This window comes from Ewingella americana ATCC 33852 (assembly GCF_000735345.1).
Lineage (GTDB): Bacteria > Pseudomonadota > Gammaproteobacteria > Enterobacterales > Enterobacteriaceae > Ewingella > Ewingella americana.
In genome coordinates this window covers 175,176-198,477 of sequence record NZ_JMPJ01000066.1, presented here as the reverse complement: position 1 = coordinate 198,477, position 23,302 = coordinate 175,176, and the positions used below count along the sequence as shown (strand labels likewise).

21 protein-coding genes and 1 pseudogene are annotated in these 23,302 nt (G+C 52.4%); 6 read left to right on the top strand and 16 right to left on the bottom strand.

All coding sequences use genetic code 11. The features are described from left to right. Positions 1 to 235 precede the first annotated feature (235 nt). Positions 236 to 781, top strand: a complete 546-nt coding sequence (gene msrA, locus GEAM_RS17505; protein ID WP_034793991.1) for a peptide-methionine (S)-S-oxide reductase MsrA — start codon at positions 236 to 238, stop codon at positions 779 to 781. Positions 782 to 984: 203 nt separating this feature from the next. Further along, entirely contained in the window at positions 985 to 2,250 is a 1,266-nt protein-coding gene (folC, locus tag GEAM_RS17500) for a bifunctional tetrahydrofolate synthase/dihydrofolate synthase (protein ID WP_034793989.1), read from the top strand. 73 nt (positions 2,251 to 2,323) lie between these two features. Here the strand turns inward: folC and GEAM_RS17495 are convergent, their stop codons facing one another. The 7 genes from GEAM_RS17495 to GEAM_RS17465 all read right to left on the bottom strand — a co-directional run bounded on the left by GEAM_RS17495 (position 2,324) and on the right by GEAM_RS17465 (position 8,486). Further along, positions 2,324 to 3,334: a DapH/DapD/GlmU-related protein gene (locus tag GEAM_RS17495; RefSeq protein ID WP_072009921.1), complete on the bottom strand. Its 1,011-nt coding sequence runs from the start codon at positions 3,332 to 3,334 to the stop codon at positions 2,324 to 2,326. 323 nt (positions 3,335 to 3,657) lie between these two features. Beyond that, a complete protein-coding gene (locus tag GEAM_RS17490) occupies positions 3,658 to 4,077 on the bottom strand; it encodes a helix-turn-helix domain-containing protein (protein WP_034793985.1) in 420 nt (139 codons plus the stop codon). Next, positions 4,074 to 4,385 (bottom strand): type II toxin-antitoxin system HigB family toxin, encoded by a 312-nt coding sequence (locus tag GEAM_RS17485; RefSeq protein ID WP_034793981.1) that lies wholly within the window; start codon positions 4,383 to 4,385, stop codon positions 4,074 to 4,076. Before GEAM_RS17485 ends, GEAM_RS17490 begins: the two co-directional genes overlap by 4 nt. A gap of 200 nt (positions 4,386 to 4,585) precedes the next feature. Beyond that, positions 4,586 to 5,035 (bottom strand): GyrI-like domain-containing protein, encoded by a 450-nt coding sequence (locus tag GEAM_RS17480; RefSeq protein ID WP_034793979.1) that lies wholly within the window; start codon positions 5,033 to 5,035, stop codon positions 4,586 to 4,588. 274 nt (positions 5,036 to 5,309) lie between these two features. Beyond that, positions 5,310 to 6,662, bottom strand: coding sequence for a glutathione-disulfide reductase (gene gorA, locus GEAM_RS17475; protein WP_034793976.1), 1,353 nt, complete (start codon positions 6,660 to 6,662; stop codon positions 5,310 to 5,312). 193 nt (positions 6,663 to 6,855) lie between these two features. After that, on the bottom strand, positions 6,856 to 7,698 hold the full coding sequence (locus tag GEAM_RS17470; protein WP_034793973.1) for a 23S rRNA (adenine(2030)-N(6))-methyltransferase RlmJ: 843 nt from the start codon (positions 7,696 to 7,698) through the stop codon (positions 6,856 to 6,858). 185 nt (positions 7,699 to 7,883) lie between these two features. Next, positions 7,884 to 8,486 carry a histidine phosphatase family protein gene (locus GEAM_RS17465; RefSeq protein ID WP_051899563.1) on the bottom strand — a complete coding sequence of 201 codons (603 nt, stop codon included), beginning with the start codon at positions 8,484 to 8,486 and terminating at the stop codon, positions 7,884 to 7,886. A 288-nt stretch (positions 8,487 to 8,774) separates the two neighbouring features. Between GEAM_RS17465 and prlC the strand changes: the two genes are divergently transcribed. Together prlC and rsmJ are read left to right on the top strand one after the other, a co-directional pair. Beyond that, positions 8,775 to 10,850 carry an oligopeptidase A gene (gene prlC / locus GEAM_RS17460; RefSeq protein WP_034793970.1) on the top strand — a complete coding sequence of 692 codons (2,076 nt, stop codon included), beginning with the start codon at positions 8,775 to 8,777 and terminating at the stop codon, positions 10,848 to 10,850. Continuing rightward, complete coding sequence (rsmJ, locus tag GEAM_RS17455) at positions 10,847 to 11,593, top strand: 16S rRNA (guanine(1516)-N(2))-methyltransferase RsmJ (protein WP_034793967.1); 747 nt, start codon at positions 10,847 to 10,849, stop codon at positions 11,591 to 11,593. The genes prlC and rsmJ overlap by 4 nt, the downstream gene beginning before the upstream one ends. A gap of 105 nt (positions 11,594 to 11,698) precedes the next feature. Here rsmJ and uspA read toward each other — a convergent pair whose 3' ends face one another. Next, positions 11,699 to 12,145, bottom strand: a complete 447-nt coding sequence (gene uspA, locus GEAM_RS17450; protein ID WP_034793965.1) for a universal stress protein UspA — start codon at positions 12,143 to 12,145, stop codon at positions 11,699 to 11,701. A gap of 347 nt (positions 12,146 to 12,492) precedes the next feature. On the opposite strand from uspA, the gene uspB reads away from it, so the two are divergent. Next, positions 12,493 to 12,828: a universal stress protein UspB gene (gene uspB, locus GEAM_RS17445; RefSeq protein ID WP_034793963.1), complete on the top strand. Its 336-nt coding sequence runs from the start codon at positions 12,493 to 12,495 to the stop codon at positions 12,826 to 12,828. Positions 12,829 to 12,954: 126 nt separating this feature from the next. Here uspB and pitA read toward each other — a convergent pair whose 3' ends face one another. Then, positions 12,955 to 14,469, bottom strand: a complete 1,515-nt coding sequence (gene pitA, locus GEAM_RS17440) for an inorganic phosphate transporter PitA (protein ID WP_034793961.1) — start codon at positions 14,467 to 14,469, stop codon at positions 12,955 to 12,957. 346 nt (positions 14,470 to 14,815) lie between these two features. On the opposite strand from pitA, the gene GEAM_RS17435 reads away from it, so the two are divergent. After that, positions 14,816 to 16,012 (top strand): BaiN/RdsA family NAD(P)/FAD-dependent oxidoreductase, encoded by a 1,197-nt coding sequence (locus GEAM_RS17435; RefSeq protein WP_034793959.1) that lies wholly within the window; start codon positions 14,816 to 14,818, stop codon positions 16,010 to 16,012. 174 nt (positions 16,013 to 16,186) lie between these two features. Here GEAM_RS17435 and GEAM_RS17430 read toward each other — a convergent pair whose 3' ends face one another. The 7 genes and pseudogenes from GEAM_RS17430 to GEAM_RS17400 all read right to left on the bottom strand — a co-directional run bounded on the left by GEAM_RS17430 (position 16,187) and on the right by GEAM_RS17400 (position 23,267). After that, positions 16,187 to 16,678 carry a DUF1120 domain-containing protein gene (locus GEAM_RS17430; RefSeq protein ID WP_128124379.1) on the bottom strand — a complete coding sequence of 164 codons (492 nt, stop codon included), beginning with the start codon at positions 16,676 to 16,678 and terminating at the stop codon, positions 16,187 to 16,189. Further along, the gene (locus GEAM_RS17425; protein ID WP_034793957.1) at positions 16,629 to 16,856 is read right to left on the bottom strand and encodes a DUF1120 domain-containing protein; all 228 of its coding nucleotides are present in this window, start codon (positions 16,854 to 16,856) and stop codon (positions 16,629 to 16,631) included. The genes GEAM_RS17430 and GEAM_RS17425 overlap by 50 nt, the downstream gene beginning before the upstream one ends. Before the next feature lie 128 nt (positions 16,857 to 16,984). Continuing rightward, complete coding sequence (locus GEAM_RS17420) at positions 16,985 to 17,608, bottom strand: DUF1120 domain-containing protein (RefSeq protein ID WP_034793956.1); 624 nt, start codon at positions 17,606 to 17,608, stop codon at positions 16,985 to 16,987. Positions 17,609 to 17,647: 39 nt separating this feature from the next. Beyond that, a complete protein-coding gene (locus GEAM_RS17415; protein WP_051899562.1) occupies positions 17,648 to 20,305 on the bottom strand; it encodes a fimbrial biogenesis usher protein in 2,658 nt (885 codons plus the stop codon). Between the two features lie 117 nt (positions 20,306 to 20,422). Further along, positions 20,423 to 21,127 carry a fimbria/pilus chaperone family protein gene (locus GEAM_RS17410; protein WP_034794125.1) on the bottom strand — a complete coding sequence of 235 codons (705 nt, stop codon included), beginning with the start codon at positions 21,125 to 21,127 and terminating at the stop codon, positions 20,423 to 20,425. A gap of 923 nt (positions 21,128 to 22,050) precedes the next feature. After that, complete coding sequence (locus tag GEAM_RS17405) at positions 22,051 to 22,734, bottom strand: outer membrane protein (protein WP_034793955.1); 684 nt, start codon at positions 22,732 to 22,734, stop codon at positions 22,051 to 22,053. 37 nt (positions 22,735 to 22,771) lie between these two features. Next, positions 22,772 to 23,267, bottom strand: a pseudogene (locus GEAM_RS17400) (GlcG/HbpS family heme-binding protein). Positions 23,268 to 23,302: the final 35 nt, after the last annotated feature.

The following is a 23,302-nucleotide window of genomic DNA, read 5'->3' as shown; positions in this document are numbered from 1 at the left end:
TAAATATATGTCATTCATCGCACGGGCAACGGCCGATTAATATCAGTATTTTCCTGATATTTTACTCTGTTATTATCCATAAGAAGGGTGTGGCTTATTTGGCGAGGAATTAGGGTATAGCTCGCGGCACTTTTCGCGCAGCCATTCCGCCCTTTTTCTGTTGTTATTCCTTTATGAACGCTGAGCGACTAGTCTTATGACATAAGAGGTCGTATCCCAATGTGAAGGAGTCTGTATGACAATCGAATATGCCGTCTTCGGTGGTGGGTGTTTCTGGTGTACCGAAGCCGTTTTCAAAGACGTGATTGGTGTCGAATCGGTTGAGAGTGTCTACACCGGTGGCCGCCGACCAAACCCAACTTACGAGCAAGTATGCAGCGGCGCGACGGGTCATGCAGAAGCCATTCGCGTTGGCTTTGACCCAGAGAAACTGAGCTACGGTGACCTGCTGGATATCCATTTCGTGACTCATGATCCGACCCAGTTGAACCGTCAGGGTAACGACGTCGGCACGCAGTATCGCTCGGTTTTATTCCCGGCAGACCAGCACCAGCAGGCCGAAGCCGAGGCCGCAATCCAGCGCGCTCAGGCTGACAACAGCCAGCCGGTGGTCACCACCATCGAGCCTCTGGGTGAAGTCTATGTCGCCGAAGATTACCACCAGAACTACTGGGACGGCGCGGGCCAGCGCAATGGCTACTGCCTGGCGGTGATCCCACCGAAATTGCAAAAGCTGCGTAAGAGCTATGCAGCCAAGGTGAAATCTCTGCAACAGCCGTGATTTTTTTTCGCCAAATGGCGAGAAAAAGCCGAAATGTGAAATTTATTAGCGCGCCCGTGGGGAAACCAGCGGGCGCGTTTTTTCATTGTGAGAAAACATTTCACTCATGTTGTTGGGCAGGAGTACATGTTGTATAAACTTTCTGCTCTACAGAATTTATAAAATATAAAAATTGAAGATTACTTATCCGAGGAAAATATAACATGAGTGAAAAAGTCGGTGTTCCACAGGCAACTTCCGATTTGCATGACTGGCTGTCCTATATTGATAGTCTCCACTCGCAAGTTATAGATATGAGTCTTAATAGAATTAAAGCGGTGGCTAATACTTTAGATGTATTAAAACCAGCGCCATTTATCTTTTTGGTGGGTGGCACCAATGGTAAAGGCACCACCTGCCATACGCTGGAAAAAACACTGCAACTTTCCGGCTATAAAGTCGGGGTGTTTAGCTCGCCTCACATGATTAATTACACTGAAACCGTGCGTATTCAGGGTAAAGAACTGGCCGGTAGCGAGCACGTAGCCGCCTTTGTTGCCATCAACCATGCCCGTCAGGACACCACGCTGACCCCTTTTGAATTCAACACGTTGGGTGCATTCTGGCTGATGAAGCAGGCGCAGGTGGATGTGGCGATTATTGAAGTCGGCATGGGCGGGCGCGATGATGCCACCAATATCATCGAGCCAGATATTTCGGTGATAACCAACGTTGCGCTGGACCACGAAGACTGGCTGGGCAAAGACACCGAGGCCATTGGCGAGATCAAAGCCGGTATTTTCCGCGCCGGTAAACCTGCCATCATTGGGCAGGCGAGCGCGCCCGCTTCGCTGCTGGCCTATGCCCAGAAAATTGGCGCGGTGACCCATCAGCGCGACGCCAATTGGCAACTCGACGTAGAAGAAAATAAATGGTCATTCAGCGATAGCTCAGGCGAGCTGGCTGACTTAGCCATTCCTAAAATGCCGCTGGAAAACGTGGCGACCGCGATTGCCGCTCTGCGCGCCAGCGGATTAAGTTTCACCCCTGCTGCGTTGCAAGAGGTTATTCTTCACGCCAATTTGCCGGGCCGCTTCCAAATTATTGGTAATAACCCAACCACTATTTTAGATGTTGCGCACAACCCGCACGCGGCGGCTTATTTAGCGGAAAGATTACGCAAGTTCCCAATTAAGGGAAATTATCGTTTTGTTATCGGCATGCTTATTAATAAAGATATTAAAGGTACTGTCGGCCATTTAAAAAGTTTATCTGATAAATGGTATTGCTGTGGAGTGCAGGCCGGGCCGAGAAGCACCAAGCCGGAAGATGTCGCGCAATATTTACCGCAGGCGCAAAAATTCGCCGATATTTTGGCGGGCTGGGAAGCCGCTAAACGTGATGTTGAAGAAGGCGATGTGATCGTGGTCTGCGGGTCATTCTTCACCGTCGCGCCGGTGTTGAACGCGCTGAACTCAGAGTCTGAATAAACAGTTTGGCCGAATAAAAACGCCCGCAGGTTGTGATACCCGCGGGCGTTTTTGCTTCTAAACGCTCAGTAATTTACTGCCAAACGTCATCCGGAACATAGGTCGGGTTGTTGCCCGAGCGATGCAATGTCGGCAATAACAAGTTTTGCTCTCCGGGGCGATCCACCACTTCAACCGTCCCCGTGGTCGCGCTTCTGCGGAACAGCAGGTTTGGCAGGCCGGACAGCGTGATGGCTTTCACCTTGCTGCCGTCGGGTTTGGTCACCGGCAGACCGGCGGTAATATACAGGCCGGCTTCCACCGCGCAGTTATTTCCCAGCGAGATGCCTACCCCTGAGTTAGCGCCCAGCAGGCAGTTCGCACCAATCGACACCACGTGCTTCCCACCGCCCGAGGTGCTGCCCATAATCGAGGCGCCGCCGCCGATGTGCGAGCCGCCCTGAATGGTTGCGCCAAGGCTAATACGCCCCTCGACCATGCAAGGCCCGAGGGTGCCGGAGTTCATGTTGCAGAACCCCGCCGAGGAGACAAAAGTGCCCGGTGCGAGGTAAGCCCCGAGCAGGATTTTGTTGGGATCGAGCAGGTAGACGTCGGTGGCTGGCACATAATCGACCATGCGCGGCAGCCTGAAAACGCTATACACCGTCGGCCTGCCCGGCGTGTTTCTGCTGACTTTCTGCAACTCTTTCAGCTGTTCCGGCAGGCACGGTCCGTGAGAGGTCCAAGCCACGTCGATCAGCAATTCAGTAAAACCGGCGAGGTTGGCCTGCCACGGCTTGATCTTACGCTGGCTGAGCAAGTGCAGGCGCAGATACAGGTCATGCAGGTCGCGGGGTGGCTGACGTAAATCAGCAATGGTGGTGTGAATGGTAATGCTTCGCACCCGACGCATAGCATCGTGGTCCGGCGTTGCTAATTGGAATTGTGTTTGTGCTTCACTGGCGGAAAGATAACGTGTTTCTGAAATTTCTGTCACCGACTGCAAGGTTGTTTCGGCAAACCAACTATCCAGTACGACTCCATTCTCGGCAACCGTTGCCAGGCCGTGTCCACTGGCCCCTTGAGCAACATAATTGTCTGTCATGTGTTCTTGTTCTTTTGGTAAGGATAACGGAATTCACAAAATGGCAGGTTCGTCACAAAGAGAGAATAGGGCGCGAATAAAGAATTATGTAATCAGATGTGAGACACGGATTTTTATCAAAAAAAGGAACTAAAAACGATTTTTCGCCACGCTTTCGCCATCATTTTAATGATTTTAACGGCTGTAGCCGATAAATTGATTTTTAACGGTTAAGGGCGGTAAAGTTGATTTTTGCCTTATAAGAGCAGAGTAGCTTTACGAATTAGCTACCCCCTTTAATTTGCTCGCCAATAAAAACCCCCGCTAAGAAGCAGGGGCATTTTTTAGTCTTCGTTGACGAATATCGAAACAGGCAGATTGAAGCGTTTTGCCAGCGCTTTCATGTGCTCCACCGTTAAATTCCTGTCGCCATTCAAAATGCGACTGACTAATGAGCGTTGGCCAATTTCGTTCTCAAAATCGCTCTGCGTGAGTCCGTACTGATCCATTAAAACGCGTAACATGGAAACGCCCGGAGGCGTGGCCGCCAGCAAAGCGTTAAATTCAGCAAAATCGGGCGACTCATTTTCATAACGATCGATTTTGGCCGTTAACATCTCAATGAGCGGATTGCTTGGATCAAATTCTACAAGGTACTCAGCAAGCTCAACGGCTTCTTTATAGTCAGCCTTAGACGTGCTGCCTCCTAAAAGAGGTACAATGCTAACCAACTGTTGTGAGGCTTTGATTGCTTCGCTAATCATGCTGGGTTCTCCCGATATTTCTTCACTAACTTATCGTATTCAGCGTGGGTGGATATTGATTTGATGAACAACCGCCCGTATTCAAAGTCAGCGAAGAACATTAACCTGAGGTTATTGCCGCCTACATCAACTACCCACCACTTATCTCTGTACTTCATCCTATCCAGACTGGGAAAAACCTCCCTCATCTCATCTGGATCACTAAAATTTCCTCGCTTGAACGCTCTGTAGACATCATTTAGCGCTTTAGCATCGTTTGGAAACTTCTGTGCTGCTTCATCAAATGGTCCCTTTGATACAACGTGCATGGCTCACTCCCTGTTCCAACTTGGAAACATAATAGCACGCTTTTTATACGTTTCCAAGTTGGAACATTTGAGGCTGAGCGATGCCTCAGGTTGGCTGCACTTCGCCCCGCAAAATCCTCTTTTACAAAGTCGACAAATACGTGGGTTTTCTGCGAGCAAATAATAATCCCCAACACATCGGGGATTATTATTTATGACACCTATTTCACCGCAATATAAATACTAATGCTTTGTTCACCCGAGTAATATTCAAAGTCAGTAGTATAAGCCCGCTGATACTGAACTTCTTCACTCTGGAAATAACGCCAGACTTCGCCCCATAAATCGATACAGGTTTGCGGCAATTCACCTTCGGCAGAAAAAACCAGATAATTACCCGCTTGAATCTCTACGGCTTCCAACCCAGAGTCGTCTTGTGTGGAAAGCGTATTGGCTGCGGCATAGACATCAAAGCTGGCGTTGAAATCCGACTCATACCCCGAGTAAACCCCATAAACTTTCGATCTGGGTTGCAAGCGAGGTGCAGCTTGTGCAAAAAATCGCTGCCAAAGCGGGCCAATTTTTGCGGTTTCAGCCGTCATCTCATCCTGATTTTTTGTCCGCGTCTTAAAACCAAATACCGTAAATCTTTCAATCTGTTGGGTCTGCATATTCATTCCTTTATTGCACAGAGATAAAGTTAAACCAAAAGCAGATGATGACTTTTAAAATTATGTAAAGGAAATGGAGGTAGAGCCTTGTGGTCCACGACCTACAGCCGTCGCAGACTTATCTCATTCTCTCACTCTGCCTTAATAATAATATAGATGCTTCTTGCTGTGTTTTGCCCGCCCTGTCGGCGGGCTTTTTTATTATTAATATCCCAAAAACAAAAAAGCCGCAGATATTACTCTGCGGCTTTTTATTTAATTCCAGAATAAGGAATTAACGCATGGTCACGAACTCTTCTGCGCCCGTTGGGTGAATGGCGACAGTGTTGTCGAAGTCTTTCTTGGTTGCGCCCATTTTGATGGCAACCGCGAAGCCTTGCAGCATTTCATCCATGCCGTAACCGATGCCGTGCAGGCCAACGATTTTCTCTTCTTTACCCACGCAGACCAGCTTCATGCGGCACGGCTGGCGGTGCTGGGTGACGGCGGTGTACATCGCGGTGAAAGCAGATTTGTACACTTTCACGTTGTCCGCGCCGAACTTCTCGATAGCTTCCGGCTCGGTCAGGCCCACGGTGCCGATGGCAGGGTGGCTGAAGACCACGGTCGCGATGTTGCTGTAATCCAGATGCTCGTCCGGCTTGTTGTTAAACAGGCGTTCGGACAGACGACGGCCCGCCGCAACGGCAACCGGGGTCAGCTCAACGGCGCCGGTGTTATCGCCCACCGCGTAAATGCCTTTAACGCTGGTGTTCTGGAATTTATCGACGACGATGTAGCCTTTATCGTTGGTTTTCACGCCAGTGGCTTTCAGGTTGAAGTTGTCAGTCTCTGGCTCACGGCCAATCGCCCACACCAGGCTGTCGACTTCAAACTCTTTGCCATTTTCCAGTTTCAGGGTCAGGCTGCCGTCGGCATTTTTGACCACTTCTTTTGGAATCGACTCGGTATGCAGCGCCGGGCCTTCGGTGTTCATCACTTCGACCAGCGTTTCAACGATCAATGGATCGAAAGTACGCAGCGGCGCGTGTTTACGCACGAACAGGTGAGTTTCGGCACCCAGCGCGTTCATCACGCCAGCAAGCTCAACCGCGATATAGCCTGCGCCGATGACCGCAACGCGTTTTGGCATTTCAGTCAGGTCAAAGAAGCCATCGGAGTCGATACCGTATTCCGCACCCGGAATGTTCGGGTGGCTAGGACGTCCGCCGGTGGCGATCAGGATGTGATCGGCAGTGATCTTCTCGCCGTTAACTTCAACGGTGTGATCGTCGATGAAGCGAGCAAAGCCGCGGATCACGTCCACTTTATTTTTACCCAGCACGTTGTCGTACGAGGTGTGGATACGATCGATGTAGGCCGTACGGTTAGCGACCAGCGTCTTCCAGTTGAAGCTGTTGACCGTGGTATCGAAGCCATAATCTGGGCCGTAGTTACGGATTGCTTCGGCAATTTGCGCCGCGTGCCACATGACTTTCTTCGGAACGCAACCTACGTTGACACAGGTGCCGCCAAGCTCTTTTGCTTCGATCAGCGCACATTTTTGCCCATACATGGCGGCACGGTTAATTGATGCGATACCGCCGCTGCCGCCGCCAATTGCCAGATAGTCATAATGTTTAGTCATCGGTTAGTCCGTTAGAGAAAGTGAATGGGCCGTAATGGGCGTCATGAATCTTAAAAAATTGCCTAAGAGTTTAACGTGAGAATTCGCTTTGTCGCAAAGGTTGCATCAATGATTGTAATAGGTGTGGAAGGTTTTGATTGCCAGAGCCTTGGGGGAGGCGGCTCTGGCGAGGAAAGACTGATGCTGGCTAAACTTACTCTGGCACCACCCATTTCACCAACTGGTGGCCCGTGCCTGATGGCACCAGCGTTTCCAGCAGCCACGGCAGCACGTTGTTCATCTGCTGTTCCAGCTTCCACGGCGGGTTAATCACAATCATGCCCGAAGCCGTCATGCCGCGTTGGTCGCTGTCCGGGCGCACGCCCAGCTCAATTTGCAGAATGCGGCGAATGCCGGTGGCTTCTAAGTCGCGCAGCATCTTCTTGATTTGCTGGCGCATGACGACCGGATACCACAGCGCGTAGGTGCCGGTTGCGAAGCGCTTATACCCTTCCTGAATGCCTTTCACCACGTCCTGATAATCCGTTTTCAGCTCGTAAGGCGGGTCCATCAAAATCAAACCACGGCGTGACTGCGGCGGCAGCTGTGCCTTCAACTGCTGGTAACCGTCTTCGCGCACAACGCGGGCGCGGTTGTCTTTCTGGAACTCACTGCGCAGCAGCGGGAAGTCGCTCGGGTGCAGTTCGGTCAGGTGCAGTTTGTCATCTTCACGCAGCAGCTGGCGGGCAATCAGCGGCGAGCCAGGGTAGTAGCGCAGGCTCTCGTTGCGGTTGAAATGCTTGATGGCCGACATATAGGCCGCCAGTTCCTCAGGCTGATCTTCACGCTGCCAAATACGCGCGATGCCTTCCAAATATTCGCCGGTACGCTCGGCGTGTTCGCCGCTCAGCAGGTAGCGACCAGCACCTGCATGAGTGTCGAGATACAGGAAAGGTTTCTCTTTTTCTTTCAGAGATTCGATGATCAGGCTCTGAACAGTATGTTTCAGGACGTCGGCGTGGTTGCCTGCGTGAAAACTGTGGCGGTAACTCAGCATAGGTTTTACGTTTCCGAATAATGAATGTAGACAGTAAAATCAGTGGGTTACCGAAATTTTATACTGTACTGGGAAAATGAAGAAGGCGGCCAGCTGTCGCGGCGCGCCTTGAATGGGGGTTAGTATAAACTGTCTGGCGGGGAAATTGGCAAAAGCCTTGCCTGGTCACCAGAAGCTTGGTCGGATTAGGACGCGTTCGGGCAGGTGTCGGACACGCCGTTCAGGTTTTCCTGCTCGATTTTAAAGGTCACTTTTGGCGTTGCGGCGGACTTATCTAAGGTCACGATAAAGATGCTGTCGAAATCCTTGCCCGGCCATTCTGGCACTACGCTTGGGTCGCCGCCGTTCTCTTTGACGATATTTTTCACGATTTTATCGAGGTTTTTGTGCTCCCAAGAGACAAAAATATTCGCGTCTTTGTACTTATCGTCCTGCAACTCTTTGGTTACGCCATCAACGTCATCGGCGTGGAACTGAATATTGATTGGCTGGTTGAGGCGCACGGCAGTCGGCATGATGGTGGAAAGCGGGCGCAGCGAGTTACCAAGCTTCTGCTCCTTCGGGCCAGCGGCAAAAATGTGGTCAGGATTGCCATAGCGTGGCAGTAACACGCCCGGCAGCGCCAGTGCGCGGTTCAGTCCTTTGCAGGTTAACTGGCCGCTGCTGCTGGTAGGCTTTTCGCCGTGACGGACAAAAATCAGCGTTTCTTGCGCGCTAGCCATCTGGCTGGTCATCGCCACTGAGAGCAGGCCACAGGCCAGTAAACCTAAATTCATCGCTTTCATCATTTTATCCTTTGCTCTGTTTTTGTTGGTTGTGAGCACATCCTAACCCGCGCCCAAAGGCCGCGTGAACGCCGGTCGGCTAAATTTTCGTTACCGGTTGAAACAGCCAACATCGCGTCCAGCCATTGATTTTCGCCGAAACTGGCCTCATGTTAGAAATTACGCCATTTTTATTGCAATTCGAATTTATGACTGACGCGCGAAGACGCCGAACACCGCGCCGCGCATCAGACCCAAGGCGGCAAGCGCACGACGCTACCGCCCTTAGCGACACAAAAAGGACTGGCCCCTATGACTGAACAGCAAAATCTGTCGAACAACCCGCTTCTGAAACCTTTTGTCCTGCCGCCGTTTTCTGCGATCCGTCCTGAACACATTGTCCCTGCTATCGAATCCGTGATCGAAGATTACCGCCAGACGGTCGAAGAGGTTGTGGCGCAATCCGGGCCTTTTAGCTGGGAAAACCTGTGCCAGCCGCTGGCAGAAAGCGACGACCGTTTTAGCCGCATTTGGTCGCCGGTCGGCCACTTGAACGCGGTAAAAAACAGCCCAGAGCTGCGCGAAGCCTATGAGCAATGTCTGCCGCTGATTTCTGAATTCAGCACTTGGATGGGCCAGCACGCGGGGCTGTATCAGGCTTATCGCGAGCTGAAAGAGGGCGCCAACTTCGACAAACTGACGCTGGCGCAGAAAAAATCTGTCGATAACGCGCTGCGTGATTTCGAGCTGTCCGGTATCGGTTTATCTCCAGAGAAGCAAAAGCGCTACGGCGAAATCTCTGCTCGCCTGTCTGAGTTGGGTTCGACCTACAGCAACAACGTGCTCGACGCCACCATGGGCTGGAGCAAGTTGATCACCGATGTGAATGATTTGAAAGGCTTGCCGGAGAGCGCGCTGGCCGCTGCCAAAGCGCTGGCGGAGTCGAAAGAGCAAGAAGGCTGGCTGCTGACGCTGGATATCCCGAGCTACCTGCCGGTGATGACCTATGCGGAAAACCGCGAGCTGCGCGAAGAGATGTATCGCGCCTTCCTGACCCGCGCCTCGGATCAAGGCCCGAACGCCGGTAAGTGGGACAACAGCCAAGTGATGGCCGATGAGCTGGCGCTGCGCCACGAACTGGCCGAGCTGCTGGGCTTTACATCCTTTGCCGACCAGTCTCTGGCCACCAAAATGGCCGAAAGCCCGTCTCAGGTGATCGACTTCCTTAATGGTCTGGCGAAACGCGCCCGTCCGCAGGCCGAGCAAGAGCTGGCCCAGCTTCGCGCCTTCGCCAAACAGCATTACGGCGTGGATGAGATGGAAGCCTGGGACCTGCCGTTCTACGGTGAAAAACAGAAACAACATCTGTTCTCTATCAATGACGAACAGCTGCGCCCGTACTTCCCTGAGCAGCGCGCGCTGGAAGGCTTGTTCGAGGTGGTGAAACGCATTTATGGCATCACCGCCAAAGAGCGCAAAGACGTGGACACGTGGCACAAAGACGTGCGTTTCTTCGACCTGTTTGACGACAGCGGCGAACTGCGCGGCAGCTTCTACCTCGACCTCTATGCTCGCGAACATAAACGCGGCGGTGCGTGGATGAACGACTGCGCGGGCAGCCTGCGCAAAGCCAATGGCGAAGTGCAGAAGCCGGTGGCCTACCTGACCTGTAACTTCAACCGCCCGGTGGGTAACGGCCCGGCGCTGTTTACCCACAACGAAGTCACCACGCTGTTCCATGAGTTCGGTCACGGCCTGCACCATATGCTGACCAAAATCGACGTTTCGGGCGTTGCGGGTATCAGCGGGGTGCCGTGGGACGCCGTCGAGCTGCCAAGCCAGTTTATGGAAAACTGGTGCTGGGAGCCGGAAGCGCTGGCGTTTATCTCCGGCCATTTCGAAACCGGCGAGCCATTGCCGACCGATATGCTGGATAAAATGCTGGCAGCCAAGAACTATCAGGCGGCGCTGTTTATCCTGCGTCAGCTGGAGTTCGGCCTGTTCGACTTCCGCATGCACGCCGAGTATGACCCGGCCAAGGGCGCGCAGATCCTGCAAACCCTCGCGGAAATCAAAAAGCAGGTGGCGGTTGTGCCTTCACCGAGCTGGGGCCGCTTCCCACATGCCTTTAGCCACATTTTTGCCGGTGGCTACGCGGCGGGTTACTACAGCTATCTGTGGGCCGAAGTGCTGTCAGCCGATGCTTACTCGCGCTTCGAAGAAGAGGGGATTTTCAACCGTGAAACCGGCCAATCCTTCCTCGACAACATTCTGTCGCGCGGCGGTTCTGAAGAGCCAATGGAGCTGTTCAAACGCTTCCGTGGGCGCGAGCCTCAGCTAGATGCTATGCTGCGCCATTATGGTATTAAGGAAAGCGTCGCCTCGTGAGTGTCTGTTTAATCTGTGAAGAAGGCGCCTCTCAGGGCGCCTTATCTATTCTGGCCGAGCGCTGGAACCTGACCTCTGACCCCGACGCCAATATGGCGCTGGTGCTCACTCCTGAGCGTCTCGAACTGCGCAAGCTGGACGAGCCAAAGTTGGGGGCGATTTTCGTCGATTTCGTCGGCGGAACCATGGCCCATCGCCGCAAGTTCGGCGGCGGGCGGGGCGAAGCGGTGGCGAAAGCCGTCGGCGTCAAAGGCAGCTATTTGCCGAACGTGGTGGATGCCACCGCGGGCCTTGGGCGCGACGCGTTTGTTCTGGCATCGCTGGGCTGCCACGTGCGCATGCTGGAGCGTAACCCAGTGGTCGCGGCGCTGCTCGACGATGGTCTGGAAAGAGGCTATCGCGATGCTGAAATCGGCCCGTGGCTGCGCGAGCGCATGACGCTGCTGCACGCCTCCAGCCTGACCGCCTTGTCGGAGCTGACGCCGAAGCCGGAAGTGGTCTACCTCGACCCGATGTATCCGCATAAGCAGAAAAGCGCGCTGGTGAAGAAAGAGATGCGGGTGTTTCAGGGGCTGGTGGGGCCGGACGAAGATGCCGATGGCCTGCTGGAACCTGCGCGTCGCTTAGCGACCAAGCGTATTGTGGTGAAACGCCCGGACTACGCACCGCCGATGGCTGACATCGCCGCGCAGGCCGCGGTGGTCACCAAGAGCCATCGATTTGATATTTATACCCCGCTTTAAGCCTTCATTGCTTAACGCTGCACCATAGAAAAAGGAGATGCCATGCATCTCCTTTTCTTTTACTGCCAACTTATACTGTGAACCGAGCGCCGGGGCTGAGAAAGCTTAGTCAGCGGCGGTCTCTTCTTCGTCACGCAGTGGGACGATCAGCATGTCGATGTGAACGGTGTTGATAAGCTGGCGCGCAGAGGACATCAGCTTGCTCCAGAAGTCCTGATGATGGCCGCACAGCACCAAATCGACGTCGTATTTCTTAATGGCATCAACCAGCACCTGAGCCAAATCGCCGCTGCCGCTCAGGGTTTCCGAAATCGGATAGCCCGCGTTGTGGGACAGTTCGTTTAGCGCGTGGTGGGTCTCTTCAGAAATACGTTTCTGCATATCACCCAAATTCACGTCAATCAGGCCGGTGTACAGATCGGAGTAATTTACGTCTACATGAATCAGTGACACTTTGGCGTTATAAGGGCGCGCCATAGAAACCGCTTTCTCTACCAGTACTTTGCTTTCAGGGGAAAGATCAACCGCAATGAGTATGTGTTTGTAAGACATGAGAAAACTCCTTCCATAAGTCAGTTAGTAGCCATTTCAGCATCATGCGAGTTCCATGTCTTAAGTATAGCGCTAAAACGGACAGATAAATCAAGCGCATCGCCCGCGTTTCTGGCAAGAGATAAATACTTCCCCCTTTTTTTATTTCGTTTCCTACACTGAATATTAGGGGGCCGACGCGTTGTGCCTGCGCCCCCGAGTTTCTGCAATAGTTTGGAGGGCGGGCGAGATATTGCCCTGGGGGTGTGATGCCAAAAAGGTTCGGCGGGGTCGCTAAGCGTCATCAGGAAGGACAGCCCGTTTTGTTAATTGCTGTCCGCGTGATGAACCCGTCTTGAGGGGGAATTATGATCAGTCCCGTTGCGCTGTTTTGGGCTTTATGTTTTGTCTTCGTCGTGAATATGCTGCGCTATTACTCTTCTTTGCGGGCGCTATTGGTGGTGCTGCGCGACTGCGATCCGCTGCTCTATCAGTATGTCGATGGGCGGGGTTTCTTCACCACTCACGGGCAACCGAGTAAGCAAATTAGACTGGTGAGCTACATCTATGCTCAGCGCTATACCGATCATCACGACCCTGAGTTTATTCGCCGTTGTGAGCGAGTGCGCGGCCAGTTTATGTTAACCACGGCGCTGTGCGGGTTAATCCTCGTCAGCATGTTAGCGATGCTCATTTGGTTCTAATCTCAAGGTTTTACTGTTTAGCTAAGGGAGGGATTTTGCTTTTTCAGCCAACAAAAAAGGCGACTTGCTATTAACAAGTCGCCTTTTGCATTTTTAACCTAACTCAGTCCAACCTAACTCATCAACTTAGATAAGTTTCAGCGCGATCCAGTACAGGCCACCTGAAAGCACAATCGACACCGGCAGGGTTAAGATCCATGCCATCGCGATGCTTTTCACGGTTTTGCTCTGCACGCCGCCACCGTCAACCAGCATAGTACCGGCAACGGCTGAAGAGAGAACGTGGGTGGTTGATACCGGCATACCGGTATAACTTGCCACGCCAATCGACAGTGCTGCGGTCAGCTGGGCTGACAGGCCCTGTGCGTAGGTCATGCCTTTCTTGCCAATCTTCTCACCGATGGTGGTCGCAACGCGCTTCCAGCCAATCATCGTACCCAGCGCTAAGGCCAGTGCGACGGCGATAATGATCCACAGCGGCGCGTACTCGACGGTTTGCAGAAGGTCGCCCTTCAGGTTGCCGAGGAAGCGTTTGTCGGCTGAAGAGGTTTCATCCAACTTCGCGGCTTTGTCTGCGGTATCGGCAACACACATCAGCAGGCGGCGCATGTGGCTGCGCTGCTCTGGCGACAGGTCGCTGTAAGATTGCAGATTCGCCAGCAGAGACTGCGCGCGATCGATAGCGTCCAGCGCGTGTGAGCTGTCGCAGTGGAACACTTTCTCTTTCTGCGTATCCGCGGCATCGGCCGCCGCTTCGTCCGGTGTTGGCACCAGCGGAGTCAGCGCCACCACGTGCGGCAGGGCATCACTGTGCTGCTGATAGTACTGCTGCAAGTGCGTCACTGCGTCACGGGTACGCGCGATGTCGTAACCGGTGGCATTCATGTTCAGCACGAAGCCCGCAGGCGCAACACCAATCAGCACCAGCATAATCAGACCAATGCCTTTCTGACCGTCGTTCGCGCCGTGCGAGAAGCTCACGCCGATAGCGGACAGGATCAGGCCGATACGGGTCCAGAATGGCGGCTTCTTCTTGCCGTCTTTCTTTTCACGCTCAGCAGGCGTCAGGTGAATACGCGCGTGTTTCTTGGTGCCGCTCCAGTAGCGACGCAAAATGAAGATCATCGCCCCCGCCATAATCATCCCCACCAGCGGTGAGACAATCAGCGAAGCGAAAATACCAATCATTTTTGGAATGTTTAACGCATCGACCACGGAGCTGTGAGTCACTAACGCGTTAGTCAATCCGACGCCGATGATGGCACCAATCAGGGTATGGGAGCTGGAGGCCGGGAGGCCAAAATACCAAGTGCCGAGGTTCCAAATGATGGCGGCAAGCAGCATGGAGAACACCATGGCCAGACCGTGGGTGGAACCGACATTCAGTAGCAGGTCAGTCGGCAAGAGGTGAACGATGGCATAAGCCACACTCAATCCGCCGAGAATAACGCCTAAGAAGTTAAATACCCCAGCCATAACGACCGCAAGTTGCGAGCGCATTGCACGGGTATAGATGACAGTAGCTACTGCGTTAGCCGTATCATGGAAGCCGTTGATGGCTTCATAGAACAGCACAAACAGTAACGCGAGGATCAACAACGAACCGGTATGGATGTCTAACCCGGCAAATAAATGCAGCATAATTGTTACGCCAGTTTGTGGTCATGAACGCCGCGCATTATCTGCGAGAACGGGGCGACGGTAAAAGGAAAATATGACATTTTTTTGACTAAAAGCAGGTTGGTTTTGCAGCTTCTTCGAAGTAACTCTTTCCAAATCAAAAAGTTACTCTCCCGTCTTTCATGACACATTTCGTTACCAGCGCCATCTATTTACTTTCCCGGCTGGTATCAGCTCCTTCCGCACCTTACAATCGCCGCCCGTGACAGGTTTCTGGCGACTATTTAGCCTGCTTTTCTGTCAAAAAAAGTACAGCAATCAATACAACTTTAAACGTAGTTGAAGATAAGAAAAAAGTGAGGCCGATGTGGAACAGGTTGATGTAGTCGTGGTTGGCGCAGGCGCTGCGGGCATGTTTTGTGCCGCGCTGGCAGGTCAGGGTGGCCGCCGCGTTGTGCTGCTCGACAACGGCAAAAAAGCGGGCCGTAAAATCCTGATGTCAGGCGGCGGTCGCTGTAACTTCACCAACCTGTATGCCGAACCAGCGGCTTACCTTTCCAACAACCCGCATTTCTGCAAATCGGCGCTGGCGCGCTACACCCAGTGGGATTTCATCGACATGGTGAACCGCCACGGCATCGCATGGCATGAGAAAACCCTCGGCCAGCTGTTCTGTGACGACTCGGCGCAGCAAATTGTCGCCATGCTGGAGAGCGAATGCGCCAAAGGTAAGGTGGAAATCCGCCTGCGCAGCGAAATCACCTCGGTGACAAAAACCGAAAGCGGCTTTGAAATCAATGTGAATGGCTCAACTGTGAGTACTCACTCACTTGTGGTGGCGAGCGGCGGATTATCCATGCCCGGCCTCGGGGCATCGCCGTGGGGATATCGTCTGGCGGAGCAGTTTGGCCTGAAAGTGCTGCCAACGCGCGCCGGATTGGTGCCTTTTACCCTGCATAAGCCGCTGCTGGACCACCTTCAGACCCTGTCCGGCGTTTCGGTGCCGTCAGTGCTGACTGCCGAAGACGGCACGGTGTTCCGCGAAAGCATCTTATTCACCCATCGCGGCCTCTCCGGCCCGGCGGTTTTACAGCTTTCCAGTTACTGGCAGCCCGGTGAGTTTGTGAGCGTTAACTTACTTCCCGACCTAGATTTAGCGGGCTTTTTGAACGAACAGCGCCTGCAGCATCCTAACCAAAGCCTGAAAAATACGCTGGCAATGCAGCTGCCGAAGCGTCTGGTCGAATGCCTGCAAACTCTCGGCCAAATTCCCGATGTCACCCTCAAGCAGCTTAACGTGCCGCAGCAGGCAGAATTAGTCGAGCAGCTACAAAACTGGCGCGTCCAGCCCAACGGCACCGAAGGCTATCGCACGGCGGAAGTCACCCTCGGCGGCGTCGACACCAAAGAGCTGTCATCCAAAACCATGGGCGCCACCAAGGTCCCCGGCCTGTACTTTATCGGCGAAGTGGTCGACGTGACCGGTTGGCTCGGCGGCTACAACTTCCAGTGGGCCTGGAGCTCGGCGTGGGCCTGCGCGCAAGAGCTGGTGCGGGAACATTAAAATTAAGTATCTTTGAAAACTGCAAGAATGGGTATTTAGCGAGGTAACTTGAGGATATTCTTGATTGCTTGGTTTTCCACGTTGGTGGTTTCACTTTTCTGTTTGTTGTTCCGACCAGCTAATGTGCGCAGGCCGGATCCTTATTTAACGTATTTTTTTAACTTTTAAGACCTATTACAGGTATTCAAAGTTAATGGTGGTGTTGCCGTCCAGGTTCGCCGTTTCGGTGATACCGCCCATTGCAGAACTCAGCGATGGTGTCGCTTTCAGGTTAAAGGTGAGCACTGTCGCAACTTTTGGTGCCGTGGTCCCGGTTGCTGCAAGACTCAGATACTGCTGTGACGTATTGTTATTAGCGAAGGTATCCAGCGTCATTTTGCTCCAGCTCGTTTTATCAGAGCTCATCAGCAGGTCACCAGCGGTGCCATCACCCTGAATAGAGGTGATGCTCAGACCGTAGGAACCGATTTTGATGTCGCCCGCTTTGCCCAGGCCGAAGGCTGTAGCTGCCGTGGTTGGCTCATTGGTGTGAGCAGGTACGGAGTCAGCGCGGTTATCTACAAAGCTCATCGCCACTTTGGTCGCTGTAGTACAGGTCACGGTAGCGCTGATAGATTTACCCGCCAGTGCTAAGGTGCCGGTGGCCGGTGGCCGGTAGCTGGTCAACGGAGGTTTCGCCGAAGTCGATGATGCCGCTGTTAGTCAGCACGGGTGAACAGGCACCCGGCGTGACGGTACCGGTAATGCGCAGGGTGGTCTGAGGAACCGCCATCGCAGAGGTGGTGGCCGCCAGCAGGCAAGCCAGGGAGGTCATTTTCAGTACTGATTTAATATTTCTTTCCATGTTGTAAATCTCCATTAGTTACACGTTTATAAATTTACATCTCTTTATACCAAGCAGCCAAAGAACGGGTTCTTCCATTTGGCGCTGCCGTTCGCTTTCATGATTACTAAATGGGTCACTGCTTAGGATTAATTCATCGGCAGCAGTTCAATATTCAGCAACTCCTCTTGCACATTGGCTTCCTGCACCACAAACGCCGACTCGTGCAGATAAGGTGTGACGGTCACTACCGCGTTCAGGTTGGTTCCTTTCACGCTGCTGTTCGCGCCCACGGTGATTTCATCGTCCGCACTCAGAGTCTGGGTATCTGCAATGATCGGGCCGATAATCACGCCTTTACGTTTGGTTTTCGCCAGTTGTACTGCATTGCCGTCCAGCACTGCGGATCCCAGAGTCACGCTGACATTACCTTTCGGACCAAAGGCAAAGTTGCCGTCAGAAAGGATCCTGCCCGTGAAGCGCACATTCATTATTTCTGCCTGCGGACAGGTAATGGTTAAGTTACTGCTGCGAGCACTTAAGGTGGTCGCATTGCCCTGCGCGGTGTTAACAAAGTTCTGCCGACTTTTGAGCAACTCGCCGTAATCGTGTATAGGAGGGGAGAGCGTTATCGTGCAGTTATTGATATCCGCACGAGCCCCTTCACTAGTAAGCATCGTGCTGGCCAGTGTCAGCAGCATCAGGGCGATATAACCCGCACCTCCATTAAGCCGCGGCATTCTTTGGTTAAAAGCATTCATCATCTTTCGCATGGAACCGTCTCCGGTGAGCAGTAACTTTTCGCCGTGCCCTTATTTGACTTGGCAGGTTGCGCCCACGTTTTCATAAAATTGATCTAAATCTGGCTCTTCAGCGAGCGAGAACTTCAGCTTGCATTTGTGCCCGGCATCATCGCTCTGGGCGTACAGGTCGCCCGCGTTGGCAGCGTCAGTAACAAACACCACGCCGTTTTCCACCGCAGTCGTCACGTATTGGTTTTCACTGTCGAAAATCACCGTGCCTTTCTGTATCGGCTTGCCGTCCGGCATGGTCAGCTTCAGCATGGCGCGTCTCACGGTCAGCACGCCAAATTGCACCTTGCTTACCGACCCGTGCCCGGCAGTAAGGGATTTCATGCCGTTGTTCACGTCGACGTTCTTCGGCAAGGTTTCGGTATTGACCATCACGTTCGAGTTTTTGTACGGAGTGAGCGATGGCACTACGGCCTGCCCCCATTTATCCGTCCACACTGTGCCCTGCGGCGTGCTGATTTCTACCCCAGCGACACGTTCGCCGAGTGAAGCTATGCCAAACGTGTCTTGCACGGCGTATGGCGAGAAGGTCACGCCGCCGCTGTGGGCAACAATTGCGCCATCAAGCGTGGCCGATGTGTTGCGGCTATTATCGGAATTGCCGCCAGCATTCATGCTTAAACGGGTGTAATGCAGGTTGGCATTAATCCCGCCGTTCACATTGTTCTGACTGCCAGGGTTGGCGTTTTCCGCCGAAACGGTGTAGCCGAGATCGCGGGTGATATTGCCCGCCGTCTGCACGCCGTAGCTGGTGTCCCGTCCGTCGTTACGCGCATAGGTATTCACGCTTTGCTTGCCAAACGGAATGCTGACGTTGACGTAAAAGGTGTCGCCGCGGTCATCATTCTCGTTGCGGTAATTATTAGTGTTATTGCTGCTGTCAATTTCGTGCTGCCAGTTGACGCCGACCGAAGCATATTTAAAGGTTTTGTTCCAGGAGGCTGTAACACGTTTTGACGTCCCAATTTCGCCGAAGCTGACGGTACGCGAATAACCCAATGAGAAACTGCCCGCCACGTCGTTTGACCATCCGGTTGATAACGACAGGTCGCGTTTGGTGTGGCTGGTGGTATCGTCATTGGTAAACGTATCTTGTAAGTCCCGATAACCCTGACTGTTCTGTGTCCCGGACACGCCAAAACTCAGCTTATAAGGCGCGGCATAGTTCGCTGACAGTGTTAGCTGCTCGCCTTTGTTGTTATTGCGTTTGTCTGCGGCACTCAGCACTTTGGCACTGAGCATCAGGTCGTTGATCGGCGTAACATTGATGCCTCCGGCCACGGCCTGATATTGGTTGGCACCTAACAGCCCGCCGCTCAGGTTCAGGTATTTTGTGGCCTGCCAGCCATTCGATATCGTAGCCAGCCACGGGTCTTCAAAATCTGCATCCACGTCGCGTACCTTACCGACGGCCATTGATAATCCCTGTGGGCGTCCAAGTGTGGAGCCCGACATACTGGCTGCTGAGACGATAAAGTGGCTGGACGAACCGGATGTTTCGGTGACCGTCACATCCAGATCCGTGTTGGCACTGATGACCGGTACGTTGTCGAGGGTAAACGGCCCGGCAGGGACCAGCGTCGAGTAAATCAGGGCCCCGGATTGTTTGATGTCCACGCGCGCCTGCGGAGTTTGTGCAATGCCGGTGACGGTGACGCCGCTGCCGCCGTTGTCATCCAGTGCCGTTTCTGGAACCAATTGCGCGCCGTTAATTGCACTGCCAGAAAAGAGGGTACTGCTGACGTTAATCTGGCCGACCTGCGCAATCTTTTTGATGCCGGTAAAGGTATGTTGTGCATAGGTATAAAGCGCATCGCGGTTATAAGTACCGTCGGACTCACTGACCATCTGCTTGCTGCGCAACAACCAGTCATGAACATTAAATCCCGCCTCAAACATGCCCTGCTTGTAACTGCTGCTCCCGCCGTTAAAGCTGTTGTTACTGGTAAACAGCGAATAGTTCAGCAAGGCCGCCGTGCCGCCGGTGTTGTAATGACCCGTCTGCCTGGACGAGGGTTGTAATGCTCCCGGCGGGGTGACCAGTTCAATACGGTCTTCCGTCGGAAACAGGCTGAATATGGTCCCCGGGAAGGCGGTGGCATAGTCGTAGCAGACCTGCGTCACGTTCTCCTGTTCGGGTGCCACTTCGGGCAGGACAATGTTTACTTCTGCCGGACGTGCGGCCTGCGCTTTTTGCTCAGGCTCGGCGATCTCCAGAGGGAATGGCGCGTGGACCATTTTCGGAGGGATTTTTAACCCGGCCGCCTGCAAGAACGTACGATCAACGCAAGGTTGTCCCTGGCTGTCAAATGTCACAGGAATAGTGCCTTTCGGGTCACCGTTGAGGGAAAAACCTACCATTTTGGTGCCGGGCGAAAATCGCGCACGGCGGGAAAAATATTTGGCGACTGATGGGTCAACGCCACGTGAGCGTAGGGTTTCCACATCAAAGTTCAGCGCAATCTCTGTACCAGCCACCGTCGGGGTAATAGCCGCCGTCTCCATCGGGGCAGGCGTCGGGGTAATGGCTGCCGTCTCAACCGGTGCGGGCGTCGGGGTAATAGCCGCCGTCTCAATTGGGGCGGGCGTCGGGGTGATGGCTGCAACTGGCTCCGCCGCCTGAGCATTTCCCACGTTAGCGCCCATGACGCTCAACATTATTAACCCTGATACATACTTATTATCCATAACGATCACTATCTGCTGTCTCAATATAGGGTGGCAGAGCCTCTTCCCGAGGCTTGAATTCAGGGTTAAATAAAACCTGTATTACCTTTATTTCATCGAGGCGGCGTAGCTACCCACTTCGAATCCGAAACGAGATGCAGGGAACATCTCCACTTGCTTATCAGTGGTAGAACTTTTCAGATGCACCGTCAGGGTTTCGCCCGGTAGGATGAAGGTTTTGTCAAAACTGCCTGAAATTTTGGACGGTTTGGTGACAACTTGTGGAGACATGCGAACCACGTAAGGACTTGGGTTGGTCACTGTCAGCACATTGCCTTGTGCTTTCCACTCCAGTTTTTCCCATGGAGTAGTGAATTCCGGCAGGCCTTTAGGGTGGATAATCACCGGAAGATTCTGACGAATAGTGGTGATAATCTGCTTTTTACCGACGGCTTTAGCTTGAGGAATACCTTCAAAAATCACGCGCTTATATTGCTCAACTTGCAGTGGTTCTGTGGTGTTCAGCACAAAGCGCACGCGCTGCGTCTGACCGGCTTCAAGGCGGACAATCGGCTGGGTCGCGACGAGCATCGCGCCTTTATTACTGCTGCCGTCAATTTCCTGAATAGTGGTGTAAAGCAGGGCAGCTTTATCGTCAGTATTTTTGACGTTCATACTGCCGCCGCCTTCAGCCTCATCAATTAATAAGACAGTAGTTTCCGGTACCATGCCGGTGGCATGAGAGATGTTAGGTAATAAAGGTAACAGTACACTGGAAATAATCAGGGCGAGGTTAATTGATTTTCTTTTCATAACAATAAAAACCTTTTGATAATGCATCGGGCGGATTAATTGGTGTTGTGCCAAAATGTAATGGCCGAGCATTGCGTGATGTTTTCGACTTAAATGAGTGTTTATCCTCATGCCTATAAATTTAATGGCAGTGGTGTATTACCCAGCGGCCATTTGATGGGAGGAATTATCTTCCAAAGCCTCATCCACGGGAAGCCAGATAATTAACAGAATATATGTAGAAATAATAAATAAAGGGTGGTGGTTGTGGTGAATAATTTCGCTTATTTTTCAATGGATAGAGTTGCATTCTATGGGTAGTGTAGGAGCTAACATGGGGAGTGGCAGGAGGCTTCTGAGGGCCGCTGTTATAGCTCGGAGATCTGGTTTTTGATATGTTGCCAGCTCACCATCTCTCACTGCGTAACAATCTTGTCCAACAGGAAAACTGATATACGCAGGAAATTAATAACGCATGTATTTCAATGTTAAAATAAAAAATATAGCGATTTACTTAACTAATTATGAAGAAGCCCACTAACGATTAATTGAGGAAGCAATTACTACCACTTTTGAAGAAAGGATAAAAAGATAATTTTGCGGTCATTTATTAAGAGGATTTCATGGTTGGAGTGAAAGGCAGGGTTCGGGATGTTATTCTTAGTTCGTCAATATGTAGCGTGTAGATAATCTTTCTGACATAAATGCTATAAAATTTATTGTAAAAAACGAGGTGGGAATTTATAGAGAATCTTAATGGAAATATTAACAATGCACTGATTTACTGTGGAGTATCTTTTCTTAATAAATAATTAATAAAGCATGTCACCCAGCGTTATCAAAGCACCGCTAATTCGCATTACACCCTTCCAAAAATAAAAAAGTGGCGCTTGAATGATCTTCAAGGCGCCACTTTTCAATATAGGTTGAGAATGCGTTTCTAATTAGAACAGATAACGCACGCCCAGAGTGAACTCGTTGGAGACCAAGCGAGCTTTCATTTGCTCATCTTTCAAACCGCGGGCGTTGGCGAAATCATTGTAGCCGCTTTCAATTTTACCCATATCGACATAGCGATAACCCAGATCGAAAGTCACACGCTCCACCGGCGCATAGCTGACGCCGCCACCGATAGTGTATGTAAGGTTGGTTTGGGTGCTTGAAGCATACTCACGCGAGTCGACGCCCTGCCAGCCCCCAGCCTTGATTTTACTGATACCCAGCCCCGCAGTGCCGTACAGCGATACGCCGTAGCCCAGCGCATAGTCGTGATAAGCATTAAACATCAGGCGCTCTGCGTCGACTTTCATATGGTTGTAGCTGGTGGCGAAGGTGCTGGAGCCGCTGGTGTATTCCGATTTTTTCTTAAAGGTATACTCGGCTTCCGTGCGCCAGCCGTTACCAAATTGATAACCACCGGCAATGGCGGCACCGCCAAAATGTTCTTTTTCTTGGCCGCTGACAAACTGACCTACGCCGGGACGGGCGCTGGTGTCCATTTCTTTAGCACGTTGCTCGATTTGCAGATATCTTGCCGAGCCGTAATAGCCCTCAGCGAAATCAGCAGCCATAACGCTGCCCGAAGCCAAGATCAGCGGCAGAGTGGATAAGGCTAATTTGATGTTCATTTCTCGCTCCTTGAGTAGAGAATAAAAGGGGATGGAATTAACCAGCGTTCAGGCTGGATTCGTTGCTTTTCAAGGCATCAAGCGCGCACTGCTGATCAAGATTTCCGCCCGGCGCCACCGACGCCAATGGCACCAATAACTTCATTTCCCTGCTTCACTGGAACACCGCCAGCCAGTAATAAGAATCCAGGGATGTCACGCAAGTTGGCGGCTCCGGCGTTAGCCTGAGCATTCTTCATCACGTTTTCGCTGGCAGTTTTGGTGGTTAGCGCAGTAAACGCCTTCATACGGCTGGCATCGACGGTATGAGGACCGGCGTTGTCCATGCGCTTCATCACCAGCGGCGTACCGGCGCGATCGACCACGGTAACGGCAACGTTGTAGTTACCTGTGCTGCAGGCCTGAATGGTGCTTTGTGCCAGTTTGTCGGCCAGTTCGAGAGAAAGGTTTTTTTCGGTTAAAACACCGCTGGCGGCACTGGTGAATGACATCAGGCTACCGAGCAAGAGAGTACCGGTGACAATAAGTTTCATGTGAATGTGCTCCTTGATAACACTGTGGGATAGCA